Raw genomic sequence first — 14,912 nt, 5'->3', positions numbered from 1 at the left:
GATATATTGCATCAGCCGTGCGAATTCCATATGATGTGCGCCTCCTTTCATGATTATGGTGTACACAGCGGCGCATATCCATGCGCGCGATGCAGAAAATAAGGGAAAGGAGATGATGTGACATGCGCCACACTCAAATGACGGAAAGCGCGTTTACCGCTGCCGTTCAAACGTACTTGAAACAAATTACCGAGGATGCCGGAATGATACTGCGGACATTGGATGAAAAAGACCAATGCCTTCTTTGCGAATTAGATGAACTGGGACATACGTTTCAGGAAATGCAGGCTGTCGCTTCGTCGTTTTACCTGCAGTCATATATCGAACATTTTACGCCTTCCTATACAGAGCTGGCGAGGGCCGTGCAGCACTTGGCGGAAGAAAAGCACGGAGCGCTGATTGTGATTGAACGTGCAGATCCGCTGGACGGAATGATACAAAAAGGGACCAGCCTGCATGCCGAGATCAGTTCAGCTTTAATTGAGAGTATTTTTTATCCCGGCAATCCGCTTCATGACGGAGCCGTATTGGTCAGAGAAAACCGGGTTGTATCAGCAGCCAATGTGCTTCCGCTCACAACAAAACATGTCGATCTCAAATACGGGACGCGCCACAGGGCCGCGATGGGACTTTCGGCCGTGACTGATGCACTCGTGCTCGTTGTTTCAGAAGAAACGGGAAAAATGTCTTTTGCTAAAGACGGCGGACTGTATCCGCTTGTTTCGCCGCGGGCGCTTCATGCGAAATAATAAGAAAATGGGAATATTGTACCCATTTAATATTAATAAGGTGAACATCTTTACCTTTTTCTGTATTGGTGTTATCGTTTAAATATACATAAAATTTAAAAGAATAGGGAGTGGAAAGATGGCAAATGTATTGATGATCGGCTTTCCGGGAGAAGGCCATATCAATCCGTCTTTAGGCGTCGTAAAAGAACTGAAGGCAAAAGGGGAACATGTCGTATATTACGGCGTGAAGGAATATGAGCACAAAATCGCGTCAAGCGGAGCGGAATTCCGTGAATGTGAAGATTTCCGAAAAGATGAATTCGGAAAAAACGCAACGGGTGATGAACAGCGGGATGCTACCGAGTTTTTACTGTTAATGATTGAGACTTCCGAAAAAGCCGCACTCCGTATTCTTGAGGAAGTAAAAGATGAATCATACGACTACATCCTTTATGATCATCATTTTCTGGCAGGAAGGCTTGTGAGAAATAAGCTGAAACTGCCGGCATATTCACTTTGCACAACATTTGCAATGAATGAAGCATTTATTAAAGAAGTGTTTTCAAATACAAACCTTATATCAGAGGAATCATCTCATTATCCGGCTTATACCGAAGCGGTCAGCCGGCTCAATGAAGAATTCAGCGCAGACATTAAAACGCCGTATGATATTTTCTCAAATGACGGCAGAAAAACCATCGTATTTACTTCAAGAGCGTTTCAGCCGAAAGAAGAAGAGTTTGGCGATTCTTATCTCTTTGTCGGTCCGTCCATAACTGAAAGGCCGGCGGCTCAGGATTTCCCGTTTGACCAGCTTGAAGGAGAAAAAGTCCTGTTTATTTCAATGGGCACGATTTTTAACAATCAGAAGGAATTGTTTAATAAATGCTTAAAAGCGGTCAGGAACTTTAACGGAAAAGCCGTCATGTCAATCGGCAAACATCTTGATCCGGCGGAGCTTGATGAAATTCCTGAGAATGTTATTGTAAAGCCTTATGTTCCGCAGCTTGAGATCCTGAAGAGAGCGGACTTATTTATCACTCACGGCGGAATGAACAGTACGAGCGAAGGGCTTTACTACAAAACCCCGATGATCGTCATTCCGATGGGAGCAGATCAGTTCGCCGTCGGAAGCCAAGTGGAAAACACGGGCGCGGGCAAGATGTTTAAAAAAGAAGATGTAACAGCGGAACTGCTCACTGAAGCAATAAAAGAATTGAGCGAAAATCCTGAATATCAGACAAAAGCTTCTGAAATCGGAGAATCCCTGAAAGCGGCCGGCGGAGCACAGCGTGCAGCGGAATTGATAGCAGAAGACGTGAAAACTGCCGAGACCCGGGTTCTGTAATCAGCCGTCACCCGCTTCCTTTATAGGAAGCGGGCTTTTTTTTGTTTGTTTTTCGGGAGGATTTTCACGCCGTTAAGAGAATTGTATGAAAAACAGACAAGAAAGGTGGAATGTCGCGGAAAAAAGCCATGTTATGAAAATGATTCCAAAGTCTTTTGTGAAATGTTCTCAATTTATGTAAAATGTGTGGCATTGGTGATGATCTAAGACCAAATGAATCGGAATTAATGTCGACTTCTGAATGAATCCTGCATAACAGGCGGCGTCCAAAGAAAAGGAACGTCCCTTTCAGCAATGATAAATAGGAGGTTTTTCGTTATATGAAGAAAAAAATCGCAGCCGGACTGGCTGTATCTGCAGTAATGACTTCAACCTTCGCCGTGCATCCCGCTGAAGCAAAAACCATTCAAGTAAAAAGCGGCGACTCTCTTTGGAAGCTTTCCCGGCAATATCATACAAGTATTTCAGCCCTGCAGGCGGAAAATAAACTGAAATCAACGATACTCCACCCAGGACAGCGGCTGCACATTCCCGACGGGAGCGGCACACATAAAACGGGGCAAAAAGGAAAACGAAACACTGGTGCTTACACAGTTACATACGGAGACTCATTATGGGTGATCGCTAAAAAATACCGAATGAGCGTTTCTGAACTGAGAAGCCTGAACCGTTTGAGTTCAGATGTCATCTATCCGGGCCAAAAACTGAAAATTAAAGGGTCTGCCGGCGGCACGGACGGAGGCGGCAGACAGACAAAGCCTGATAAAGGCGCATCAGGGACTTACACTGTGAAGCCGGGTGACTCGCTGTGGAAAATCGCCAATCAAACCGGCATCACCATCGCCGAACTGAAAAAGCTGAATCAATTAACATCAGACATGCTGTATCCGAATCAAGTATTAAAGATCAAAGGTTCTTCACATAACGGAAACAGCGGCACAACACCGCCATCTCATTCAAATCCTTCTGAGAAGCCATCCACTTACAAAGTAAAAGCAGGCGATTCCCTCTGGAAAATTGCTAATCGGTTCGGTATCACCGCTCAGCTCATCAGAGACAAAAATAAACTGACAACTGATGTGCTTCAAATCGGACAGGTTCTGGTGATTAACGGAACGGGAAAAACAGAAGATCCTGTGCGTCAGCCGGATAACAAACCGGAAAAGCCAAACAAGCCAAATACTCCCGAACCTCCGGTGACAGGGTCAAAGATTGACAGAATGATAGGCGAGGCGAAAAAACATGTCGGCGTGCCTTACCGCTGGGGAGGCAATACGCCTGCGGGCTTCGATTGCAGCGGTTACATCTATTACCTTTTAAATAAGGTAAGCTCTGTTTCCCGTCTGAGCACGGCCGGATATTGGAATACGATGAAACATATCAGCCAGCCGTCAGCAGGCGACTTTGTCTTCTTTACGACATATAAAGCGGGCCCTTCTCATATGGGAATGTATTTAGGCGGAGGAGATTTTATTCACGCAAGCTCCTCCGGGGTTGAAATTTCAAACTTAAGCAATCCATATTGGAAAAAAGCTTATTTAGGAGCGCGCAGTTATTTTTAAAAAAAGCCTTTCGGGGCTTTTTTTGTTTACCATTTTCACGTTTTGACAAGACTGATGGGTAAAAAAATAAGGGGGAGGAAGCATGAATCGTCTCTTGCTTTTTCTCATGCTCGCATCAATTACGCTTTGCGGCTGCGGGGGGAGACCCGCTCCTGTTCCGCCCAAAAAACATGGGGAAAGCCGCGCATTGGAAGCATCTGCATACCGTGAGCATGCCGGACTCATCAATCAAAACGGAAAAACGATCGGATATATCGAAGTGAGGGAATCTGATGATGAAGGGTCAGACATTCATATATCAGCGGGACATCTGCCGCCCGGCGCTTCTCTCGGATTTCATATTTATGAAAAAGGGACATGTCAGGCACCTGATTTCGAATCAGCCGGCGGTCCGTTCAACCCTTTGAACAAAGAACACGGCTTCAACAATCCGATGGGTCATCACGCCGGGGATCTCCCCAATCTTGAAGTGGGGGCTGACGGTAAAGTGGATGTCATTATGAACGCGCCGCAAACTTCATTAAAAGAAGGGAGCAGACTCAGCCTGCTCGACCGGGACGGAAGCGCGTTCGTCATTCATGAACATACGGACGATTATTTAACAAACCCGAGCGGAAATTCCGGAGCCAGAATCGCCTGCGCTCCCCTGACAAAAAGCGCCCGCAGGGAATGAGCCCTTTTGTATTGAGTATACAAGGGCTTTTTTAGTATACTCGGTTATGGAATACAAATGGAAAGGAAACATCACCTATGACTTCAGAATTACAGCACCTATCACTTCCGGAAGATATACAAAACAAACTGCAGGCTTATCAAAATCATCCCGTTTCCCAAGAATTCCGGGATTTAATCGGATCATCAGGCTATGAGGCCGAAGATAAAGCGATTGTATTCGATGCCGTCATCGCTTTGACAATGGGAAAAAATATCTTATTAAAAGGACCGACGGGTTCGGGGAAAACAAAATTGGCGGAAACGCTTTCGAACTATTTTCATAAACCGATGCACAGCGTCAACTGCTCCGTAGACCTCGATGCAGAAGCGCTTGTCGGCTATAAAACGATTGAAAATGAACAGGGGCAGGCGACAATTGAATTCGTTCCCGGACCTGTAACAACCGCAATGAACGAGGGACATTTTTTATACATTGACGAAATCAATATGGCAAAGCCTGAAACCCTTCCGATTCTAAACGGCGTGCTTGATTACAGAAAAATGATGACAAATCCCTTTACAGGAGAAGTGATTAAGGCAAGCGAAGGATTCGGTGTTATCGCCGCGATTAATGAAGGCTACGTCGGCACCGTTCCGCTGAACGAAGCCCTTAAAAACCGTTTTGTCATCATTGATGTTCCGTATATTAAAGGAAGCCTCCTGAAACAGGTGCTGACCTCTCAGTCTGTCTTAAAAGATGAGAAATTAATTGAGCGCTTTATGACGCTGTCTTCTGATTTAATCGCACAAGCGCATAACGGACAAGTGTCAGAAGAAGCGGCGTCCATCAGGGCTCTCATTGATACGTGCGACTTGGCTGCGTACATCCCGCCGAAACGGGCGATTGAAAGAGGCATCGTGGAAAAACTTGACGATGACAGGGAAAAAGCCGCTGTCAGAAATATTGCAGAAACGCTGTTCGAATGAGGGATATACAATGAAGTTTATCAAATTTAACGACAGCACGATTGATTCGTTTTTGTTCATGATGCTGACTGATCTGGCCAAAACACTGACCAGAAGCAGTGAAGTTGAAGTGGAATACGGCGTGCAGTCTTACTACAATCCCTTTGAAAAGAAAATTTACATGAGCCACTTTTGGAAAGACCGATCAGCCGGGGATATGGAAGCCGGCCTGAAAAGCGATGTCTATTTGCGCGCTGTCGGAACACGCAGCAGCTCATTTCGGGTATTTGCGGGGTTTTTAAATGACATTCACCGGCACTTCACCCGCCAAAGCTTTGCCAAGCAGCTGTTTATGCTGCTCGAGGATATCAGAATTGAAGAGCAGATCAAAAAAGAACGGCCGGGAACGAAACGTGTTTTTCAGAAGCGGAGGGAGATGTACAGGAAATATTTCACGACGCAGCTGACACTGAATTTAGAACGGAGCATTTTCACCGACGCTTTGTATTGCGCGATGTTTGTCAAGCTGACGGCTGAGTCTCCGCTTGAAGGCATTCCTTCCATGCATGAAAATATTGATATGATGATACCGTATATTGAACGTCAGCTCATCCGGGTGTATGAGGCGGATTCTACGGAACAAATCGCAACAATAACGGAAGACCTCATGGAAGGCCTTGATGAAGTGCTTGAGAAAGATATGCTGAACACATACTTTTTTCTGCCGGAACTTGATTACGAAAAAGCGGCTGAAGAGCCTTTATTCGAAAGCGTAAAAAAAGCGCCTTCGTTAAGTGACGATCTCACGCTCCCTGAGTCTTCCGACGGAGATGAAGAAATCCTTGAAGAGAAAATGAATACGTGGCACCGGGAAACCGAAGCGCCGTCAAAAAGCTTCCTTCAATTTGATATTGAGCACGGCGCGAAATCAGATCTTGGGAAAGACGCGGCCAGAGAAGGCGATGACGGTGACCAGGCGCTCGGCTCCGTTCAAGGTTCCTCACGTCAGACGAAAAGAGAGGATTACTCCAAACTGGAAGCGCTTGAATCCATTCAGGATGAACATGAGGGCGCCGGGCTGGCTGACGGAAAAGAAAACAAATTTGCCTTCCCGGTTTATCAAACGCCTCATAAAGCGTCTCCTGAAGAGGAGCAGTCTTATAAAGAACAGGCAAAAACGATAGAATCATATCAAAAACGCCTGAAGCAGATGATACAAAAAACACTTGAGCACAAAAAAACGCTCCCGCGGACCGACCTTCACGCAGGCCGGCTGAATCGCAAACTCATCCGCTATTTTACGGAACGGAACCCGCGCCTTTTCTATAAAAAGCAGGACCCGTCCTCAGACATTGACGCCGTTTTTACATTGCTTGTCGATTGTTCGGCCAGCATGTTTGACAAAATGGATGAAACAAAAAGAGGGATCGTTCTTTTTCATGAAGCCTTGAAATCAGTGTCCGTCCCTCACCAAATCGTCGGATTTTGGGAGGATACAAACGAAGCAACCGAAACGAGCCAGCCGAATTTCTTCAATACCGTCATTCCGTTTGAAGAGTCGCTGCTGCAGGCTGCGGGTCCGCTGATCATGCAGCTTGCGCCTGAAGAAGATAACAGAGACGGATACGCCATCAGACAAATGACGAAACAGCTGATGCGGCGGAGTGAGGCGCAAAAATTTTTAATCGTGTTTTCAGACGGAGAGCCGGCAGCATTCGGATACGAACAAAACGGCATCGTCGATACGAGCGAGGCTGTCATCGAAGCGAGAAAAAAAGGGATAGAAGTCATAAATGTTTTTCTGTCCAATACTGCGATAGAAGAATCCCAGATGAAAACCATTCAGGATATGTACGGAAAGTACAGTATTTTTGTTCCGGATGTCGATCAGCTGCCCGATGTGCTGTATCCGCTCTTGAAAAAACTGCTTCATAAAAGCATAGGATAGGCTTTTTCCTATGCTTTTTCGCTTTTTATTTTAAAATGATTTAATTTTTTCGGTATTGATCTGTTTTTTTTACTATTTTGTGAACAATCAAGGTAGAATCCAAACGCAATCAGTGGTAAAATATCCTTGGAAGCGTTTTTATTACATAATTTTGGGCACAGCGTTCAAAAGTTATTTCAAGATAGTGAATTGATCACTTGATTATCTAGGTTGGGGGTAATATTCAAATGTTTCAAAATAATATGAAACAAAGAATGAATTGGGAAGATTTTTACGGACCGAACCTCGGCTACGCACTGGAGCTGTACGACCAATATGCTGAAGATCCAGACAGCATTGATCCGGATCTGAAAGACATGTTTGACGAACTAGGCGCTCCGCCAAGCCAAATAAAAGAGGCATCGGAAACAAAGGAACAGGGACGCGTCACCGCAGATCTGATTCAAAAGATCGCAGCAGCAGTTAAACTTGCAGAAGATATTCGAACCTATGGCCATCTGAACGCTTCCGTCAATCCGCTCAGAAAGGATCCGAAAAAGAGCGAGCTCTTTCCGTTATCCGAGTACGGGCTTACAGAAGAAGAAATGAAAGCAATACCCGCGTCTGTCATCTGTAAAGACGCACCTGCCAATATAACAAACGGCTTAGAAGCCATCCAGCATTTACGCAATACCTATAAAAGAACCATCTCTTTCGAGTTTGACCATGTGCATGATTTCGAAGAGCGCGCATGGATTACAAAAATGGTCGAATCCGGAGAACTGTTCCGGAAAAATTCACCGGAAAAACTGTCAGCCGTTTTAGAAAGACTGACGGAAGTAGAAGGATTTGAACAATTTTTACACCGGACATTCGTCGGTCAGAAGCGTTTCTCAATTGAGGGATTAGACGCGCTTGTGCCGGTTCTTGACGACATTATCGCCCAGTCTGTGAAAGCGGGCACAACCAATGTCAATATCGGGATGGCGCACAGAGGCCGTTTAAATGTGCTTGCGCATGTGCTCGGCAAACCGTATGAAATTATTTTCTCAGAATTCCAGCACGCGCCGAATAAAGACCTTGTGCCATCTGAAGGATCGACCGGCATCAGCTACGGCTGGACGGGCGATGTAAAATATCACCTCGGTGCAGACAGACAGCTTCAGGATGCTGAAACCAAAAGCGCGCGGATTACGCTTGCAAATAACCCGAGCCACTTGGAATTCATCAATCCGATTGTTGAAGGAAGCACGCGGGCGGCACAGGAAACAAGAACGCAAAAGGGGTACCCGGTTCAAGATGAAACAAAATCGCTCGCCATTTTAATTCACGGTGACGCAGCGTTCCCGGGAGAAGGCATTGTCGCCGAGACGCTGAACTTAAGCTCTCTGAAAGGCTATCAGGTCGGCGGGGCTATTCATATCATCGCCAATAATATGATCGGCTTTACAACTGAAAGCGATGAATCACGATCAACGAAATATGCCAGTGATTTGGCGAAGGGCTATGAAATTCCGATCGTTCACGTCAACGCGGATGATCCGGAAGCATGCCTGTCAGCCGTTAAATTTGCGGTTGAATACCGGAAGCGGTTCAATAAAGATTTCTTAATCGATTTAATCGGGTACAGACGATACGGCCACAATGAAATGGATGAGCCGTCAACGACACAGCCGATGCTGTATGATGCCGTCAGAAAACACCCGACTGTCAAGCGGATCTTTGCGGAAAAACTCGTAAGTGAAGGACTGATCAGCGAGGAAAAAGCGCAAAACATCGAAATGGCAGTGACAAAACGAATTGAAGACGCCTATAAAAAGGTGCCCGCCAAAAAAGAAGACGCCGTACGGGAAATTGAATTGCCGGAACCGGTGTCCAACGGTTTTCCAGACGTTGACACAGCCATTGATTTTGATGTTCTCCGCAAGCTGAACGGCGAACTTATCAACTGGCCGGAATCCTTTAACGTGTTCGGCAAGCTGAAAAGAATCCTGGAAAGACGTGCAAAAGCGTTTGATGATGACCGTAAAGTTGAATGGTCATTGGCTGAATCGCTTGCGTTTGCTTCCATTTTGAAAGACGGCACGCCGATCCGGCTGACCGGGCAGGATTCAGAGCGCGGAACGTTCGCTCAAAGAAACCTTGTGCTGCATGACAGCGAAACAGGAGAAGAATTTGTTGCTCTCCATCACTTAGACGACTGCGCTTCTTCATTTACGGTGCATAACAGCCCGCTCTCTGAAGGATCGGTTCTCGGCTTTGAATATGGATACAACGTGTATTCGCCTGAAACGCTTGTGTTGTGGGAGGCGCAGTACGGGGACTTTGCCAATGCGGCTCAAGTCTATTTTGATCAATTCATATCTGCAGGACGGGCAAAATGGGGACAAAAATCAGGGCTGGTCATGCTGCTGCCTCACGGTTACGAAGGGCAGGGCCCTGAACACTCCAGCGGCCGCGTCGAGCGGTTCCTGCAGCTGGCGGCGGAAAACAACTGGACAGTGGCCAACCTGACAAGTGCGGCTCAGTATTTCCACATTTTAAGAAGACAAGCGAAAATGTTGCTTCGTGAGGAAATCCGTCCGCTTGTGATCATGACGCCGAAGAGCCTGCTGCGCAACCCGAATACGGTATCTGAAGTGCAGGAACTGAGCGAAAGCCGATTCAAGCCTGTCTATGAGCAGTCCGGTCTTTCCCATGCTTACGAAAAAGTGACTCGCGTCGTATTATCAAGCGGAAAAGTGTCAATTGATATCAGCGATCACTTCAACAAAATGGAAGGCGATAAGGATTGGCTTCATATTGCCAGAATCGAACAGCTGTATCCGTTCCCGGCAAAAGATACGAAGGAGCTTTTCGCCAAACTGCCGAACCTGCAAGAGATCGTTTGGGTTCAGGAAGAGCCGCAGAACATGGGGGCATGGAGTTATATCAGCCCGTATCTGACGGAAATTGCGCCAAAAGGAGTAAATGTCCAATACATCGGCCGAAGAAGACGATCCAGTCCCGCAGAAGGAGATCCGACAGTCCACAAAAAAGAACAGGAACGCATTGTATCTGATAGCTTGACTCGCAAAAACTAAGGGGGAAATGTAAAAATGGCGGAAATTAAGGTACCTGAATTAGCAGAATCAATCTCAGAAGGAACGATAGCCCAATGGTTAAAGCAGCCCGGTGATTATGTAGAACAGGGTGAGTACTTGCTTGAACTGGAGACGGACAAAGTAAATGTTGAATTGACAGCAGAAGAATCGGGTGTTCTAAAAGAGGTATTGAAAGATTCGGGTGATACCGTCCAAGTAGGAGAAATTATCGGTACCATTACAGAAGGCGCTGGCGAAAGTTCTGCACCCGCCCCTTCAGAAAGTGCTCCAGCCAATGAACAAACGAAAGAGGAAGCAAAAGCTGAACCTGCTGCACAAGAAGTCAGCCAGGAAGCACAATCAGAAGCGAAATCCAGAACGGTAGCGTCTCCGGCTGCACGCAAGCTGGCAAGGGAAAAAGGAATTGATCTATCACAAATTCCGACGGGGGACCCGCTTGGCCGCGTGCGCAAACAAGATGTGGAAGCTTATGAAAAACCGGCTTCAAAACCTGCGGCACAGCCGAAACAGCAGGCTCAAAAAACACAGCAAAGCTTTGACAAACCTGTCGAAGTGCAAAAAATGTCCCGCCGCAGACAGACGATCGCGAAACGATTGGTTGAAGTGCAGCAGACTTCTGCGATGCTGACAACATTTAACGAAGTTGATATGACGGCTGTTATGAATCTAAGAAAACGCCGTAAAGACCAATTCCTTGAGCAAAACGATGTAAAACTCGGTTTCATGTCGTTCTTTACAAAAGCCGTCGTGGCTGCTTTGAAAAAATTCCCGCTTCTTAACGCTGAAATTCAAGGCGATGAGCTGATCGTGAAAAAATTCTATGACATCGGTATCGCTGTCGCGGCTGAAGAAGGGCTTGTCGTCCCAGTCGTGCGTGACGCTGACCGCCTGACGTTTGCCGGCATTGAAAGAGAGATCGGCGAACTTGCGAAGAAAGCGCGAAACAATAAATTAACATTAGGTGAGCTGCAAGGAGGCTCCTTCACGATCACAAACGGAGGTACATTCGGATCGCTTATGTCAACACCGATCCTAAACAGCCCTCAGGTTGGGATCTTAGGCATGCACAAAATTCAGCTGCGCCCAGTAGCAATTGATGCGGAGCGCTCTGAAAACCGTCCGATGATGTACATCGCTTTATCATATGATCACAGAATTGTAGATGGTAAAGAAGCGGTTGGGTTCCTTGTCACCATTAAAAACCTGCTTGAAGATCCGGAACAGCTGCTGCTGGAAGGATAATTTGAGACAGACAAAAAGTACACTGCCCTTACAAGCAGTGTACTTTTTTTATTGAGCGAAGGGGAGAATTTATATGAAAAGCTGTTATCCGCTTGAGATCGAATTTGAATATAATGAAGAATTGCATTCAATCACTCCGGTTCTTCTGCAAGACGAACATGACACGATATTAATAGACTGCGGATATCCCGGTTTTACAAACCATCTTCAACATGCTGCTGCCCGGCATGGAATGTCGCTTCATTCATTGACAAAAATCATTGTAACGCATCACGATATAGATCATATCGGCTCACTCGCTGCATTACACCGTTTGCACCCGGATATCAGCGTGACAGTACATGAGCGTGAAGCGCCGTATATTGACGGCTCTAAAAAATCTTTACGGCTTGAGCAGGCTGAATCAACGTTTAGTTCATTGCCAGAGGATGCAAAGCCTTATGCAAAACAGTTCATCCGCTCGCTTCAATCAGTCGAATCGGCTCCAGTTCACCGGACAGTTACTGACGGTGAGCTGCTGCCTTGGTGCGGAGGCATTCGGATTGTAGCCACGCCGGGTCATACACCCGGCCATATCAGTCTTTATCTGCCTGCCGAAAAAACAATGGTCACAGGTGATGCGGTCGTCATTGAAGACGGAAAGCTGAACCTTGCTAATCCTGGCTATACGTTACATATGGATGATGCGGTCCGTTCTGTGCAGCGGCTGCTCGATTACGATATCCGCCAATTGATTTGTTATCATGGAGGTTTATTTCAGGGGGATGTAAAAAAAGCGCTTTTGCGCCTGTTTCGTGATCTGCAGAATAAACAAGGATAGGAGCGGCAGCAGCCTATCCTTGTTCAGTTATGAAAACGGAATCTTTGCCGTTTCTTCTTCGGCGCTGTTTTTCTCTTTTTTCTTAGACCAGTAGGTGGCAAGAACAGACCCCGACAGATTGTGCCATATGCTGAAAATTGCGCTCGGCACGGCTGACAAAGGGGAGAAATGCGCTGTCGCAAGTGCTGCGCCCAGTCCGGAATTTTGCATCCCGACTTCTATCGCAATCGCTTTTTGTGAAGCATAATCCATTCTGAACAGCTTTGCAGTCAGGAATCCTAACAAATATCCGATTCCGTTATGTAAGATGACGACAGACACAATCAGCAGTCCGGATTGAAGCAGATGCTCACGATTTATACTGACGACAGAGGATACAATCGCTACGATGCCGATTACCGATACGAGAGGAAGCGCGTGCACGGCTTGTCCGACCTGTTTTTTGAAGAACAGCTTCACAATCACCCCGAGGACGATCGGCAAAAGCACGGCTTGCATAATGGAAACAAACAGTGAACCGAAAGAAACGGGAAGCCACTCTTTCGCAAACAGCATAATAAGTGCCGGCGTTACAATAGGAGCAAGCAATGTTGAGATCGTGGTGACCGCAACAGAAAGTGCCGTATTGCCTTTCGCCAAAAACGTCATGACATTTGATGCCGTACCGCCCGGACAGCATCCGACCAGAATGACGCCCGCGGCGATTTCTGCGGGGAGGCGGAGCCCGATTGATAAACAGAAAGCCGTAAGCGGCATAATCGTAAACTGGGCAGCGACTCCGATCACGACATGCCAAGGCTTTCTGATTAATTCTTTAAAATCGTCTGTTTGAAGAGTAAGCCCCATCCCAAACATAATAATACCAAGGAAAATCGTCATATAAGAACTGATCCAAGTAAACAAATCAGGGCAGGCGAATCCCAAACCGGCAAAGACGATAACCCACAAGCCAAAGGTTTGGCCCGCAAACCCGCTTATTTTTTTCAGCCATTCCATAAACACAGCTCCTTTTATATCCAATCAATCAGTCAGAAAATATGACTGACTTTTCTGTACTCCATTATAAATAATATTCTGAATAATTCAATATTAAATATAAGTTTTCGATAAAATTATTATGTAAACTAATATCTTCTTGACTATTCAGACATATATTCTTACAATTGATTTTTATACTGAAATGAATTGGGAGTGCTGAAGTGAAAGAAGCTAATCAATGGTCATCTAAGCTGGGATTTATTTTAGCTACGGCCGGCTCTGCAATCGGGCTCGGCGCAATATGGAAGTTCCCTTACGTAGCGGGAACCAGCGGAGGCGGCGCTTTTCTGCTTGTTTTTATTTTATTTACTGTTTTAATCGGACTGCCGCTTTTGCTTGCTGAATTTATTATCGGCAGAAAAACACAAAAAAACGCCGTTGAATCCTATAAGGCGCTGGCGCCGGGGAAAAAGTGGCACTGGATCGGATATCTCGGAATCATTACGTGTTTTATTCTATTATCCTTCTACAGCGTAGTGGGGGGATGGATATTAATCTACATTATAAAAGGCTTTACAGGCGGTTTATCGCTTTCTTCGGGATTTGATACGTTATTTATCGATACCATTTCCAACCCTTATGCAGCGGTTTTCGGTCAGCTGCTGTTTATCGTGCTGACGATTTTAGTTGTGGCAAAAGGGGTGAGCAGCGGCATCGAAAAGGTAAGCCAGGTGCTGATGCCGGCTCTGTTTATTCTGTTTATTCTTTTAATGATCCGCTCCGTTACGCTGCATGATGCAGCGAAGGGATTAAAATTTTTCTTCATGCCTGATTTTGGCGCGATGGATGCCAATACCGTTTTATATGCGATGGGACAATCATTTTTCTCGTTAAGCGTCGGAGTGTCCGTAATGGTTACATACAGCGCATATTTAGAAAAAGAAGAAAATATTGTTCAATCCGCCGTATCGGTGACGGTATTAAATGTCCTTGTTGCCGTGATGGCGGGAGTGGCGATTTTTCCGGCGGTGTTTGCATTCGGCCTCAAGCCGGATCAAGGTCCGCAGCTTTTATTTAACGTGCTGCCGACAGTCTTTAACCAAATGCCGTTGGGCATCGTGTTTTTACTCGCCTTTTTGCTGCTGTTTTTATTTGCGACGCTGACATCGGCTTTTTCAATGCTTGAAATTTTAGTTGCTGTTTTGTCAAAAGGCGATTCGGCAAAACGGAAGCGGTATGCATGGATCGGGGGACTTGCTATATTTATTGTCGGGGTTCCTTCGGCGCTGTCGTACGGAATTTTGAGTGATGTTTCTATTTTTCACCGCAGTATTTTTGACGCTGCGGATTTTCTGGTCAGCAATGTCTTAATGCCGCTGGGCGCGCTTTTAATTGCCGTTTTCGTACCGCTGAAAATTCCGAAACAGATGCTGTTTGACGAACTGAAAAGCGGTTCCGGTATAAAACGAAAATGGTTTGCAGTCTGGCTCCTATTAATCCGTTATGTGGCTCCTGTAGCCATTATTATCGTTTTTCTGCACGTGCTTGGTATTTTTTAGACCAAAAGAAGCAGGCCCCCG

11 protein-coding genes are annotated in these 14,912 nt (G+C 46.0%); 10 read left to right on the top strand and 1 reads right to left on the bottom strand.

All coding sequences use genetic code 11. From position 1 onward, the window contains the following. The first annotated feature begins 122 nt into the window (after positions 1 to 122). The 9 genes from cdaS to ACWJJX_RS10370 all read left to right on the top strand — a co-directional run bounded on the left by cdaS (position 123) and on the right by ACWJJX_RS10370 (position 12,354). Complete coding sequence (gene cdaS, locus ACWJJX_RS10410) at positions 123 to 749, top strand: sporulation-specific diadenylate cyclase CdaS (protein ID WP_025852338.1); 627 nt, start codon at positions 123 to 125, stop codon at positions 747 to 749. Positions 750 to 867: 118 nt separating this feature from the next. Beyond that, a complete protein-coding gene (locus ACWJJX_RS10405; protein WP_024085478.1) occupies positions 868 to 2,079 on the top strand; it encodes a macrolide family glycosyltransferase in 1,212 nt (403 codons plus the stop codon). 320 nt (positions 2,080 to 2,399) lie between these two features. Next, positions 2,400 to 3,641 carry a LysM peptidoglycan-binding domain-containing protein gene (locus tag ACWJJX_RS10400; protein ID WP_454022967.1) on the top strand — a complete coding sequence of 414 codons (1,242 nt, stop codon included), beginning with the start codon at positions 2,400 to 2,402 and terminating at the stop codon, positions 3,639 to 3,641. A gap of 82 nt (positions 3,642 to 3,723) precedes the next feature. Further along, entirely contained in the window at positions 3,724 to 4,314 is a 591-nt protein-coding gene (locus ACWJJX_RS10395; protein ID WP_057080768.1) for a superoxide dismutase family protein, read from the top strand. Between the two features lie 77 nt (positions 4,315 to 4,391). After that, the gene (locus tag ACWJJX_RS10390) at positions 4,392 to 5,282 is read left to right on the top strand and encodes an AAA family ATPase (protein WP_003153758.1); all 891 of its coding nucleotides are present in this window, start codon (positions 4,392 to 4,394) and stop codon (positions 5,280 to 5,282) included. 10 nt (positions 5,283 to 5,292) lie between these two features. After that, positions 5,293 to 7,209 (top strand): vWA domain-containing protein, encoded by a 1,917-nt coding sequence (locus ACWJJX_RS10385; protein ID WP_454022966.1) that lies wholly within the window; start codon positions 5,293 to 5,295, stop codon positions 7,207 to 7,209. Positions 7,210 to 7,436: 227 nt separating this feature from the next. After that, a complete protein-coding gene (sucA, locus tag ACWJJX_RS10380; RefSeq protein ID WP_015388115.1) occupies positions 7,437 to 10,271 on the top strand; it encodes a 2-oxoglutarate dehydrogenase E1 component in 2,835 nt (944 codons plus the stop codon). Positions 10,272 to 10,286: 15 nt separating this feature from the next. Beyond that, positions 10,287 to 11,534 carry a 2-oxoglutarate dehydrogenase complex dihydrolipoyllysine-residue succinyltransferase gene (gene odhB / locus ACWJJX_RS10375; RefSeq protein ID WP_003153764.1) on the top strand — a complete coding sequence of 416 codons (1,248 nt, stop codon included), beginning with the start codon at positions 10,287 to 10,289 and terminating at the stop codon, positions 11,532 to 11,534. Between the two features lie 73 nt (positions 11,535 to 11,607). Then, the gene (locus ACWJJX_RS10370) at positions 11,608 to 12,354 is read left to right on the top strand and encodes an MBL fold metallo-hydrolase (protein WP_064107644.1); all 747 of its coding nucleotides are present in this window, start codon (positions 11,608 to 11,610) and stop codon (positions 12,352 to 12,354) included. Between the two features lie 27 nt (positions 12,355 to 12,381). Here ACWJJX_RS10370 and ACWJJX_RS10365 read toward each other — a convergent pair whose 3' ends face one another. Beyond that, positions 12,382 to 13,350 (bottom strand): bile acid:sodium symporter family transporter, encoded by a 969-nt coding sequence (locus ACWJJX_RS10365; protein ID WP_454022605.1) that lies wholly within the window; start codon positions 13,348 to 13,350, stop codon positions 12,382 to 12,384. A 203-nt stretch (positions 13,351 to 13,553) separates the two neighbouring features. Between ACWJJX_RS10365 and ACWJJX_RS10360 the strand changes: the two genes are divergently transcribed. Further along, entirely contained in the window at positions 13,554 to 14,891 is a 1,338-nt protein-coding gene (locus tag ACWJJX_RS10360) for a sodium-dependent transporter (protein ID WP_094246845.1), read from the top strand. Positions 14,892 to 14,912: the final 21 nt, after the last annotated feature.

Source organism: Bacillus sp. YH3-2-B2 (genome assembly GCF_053663335.1).
This window is presented reverse-complemented; position numbering and strand designations above follow the sequence as displayed.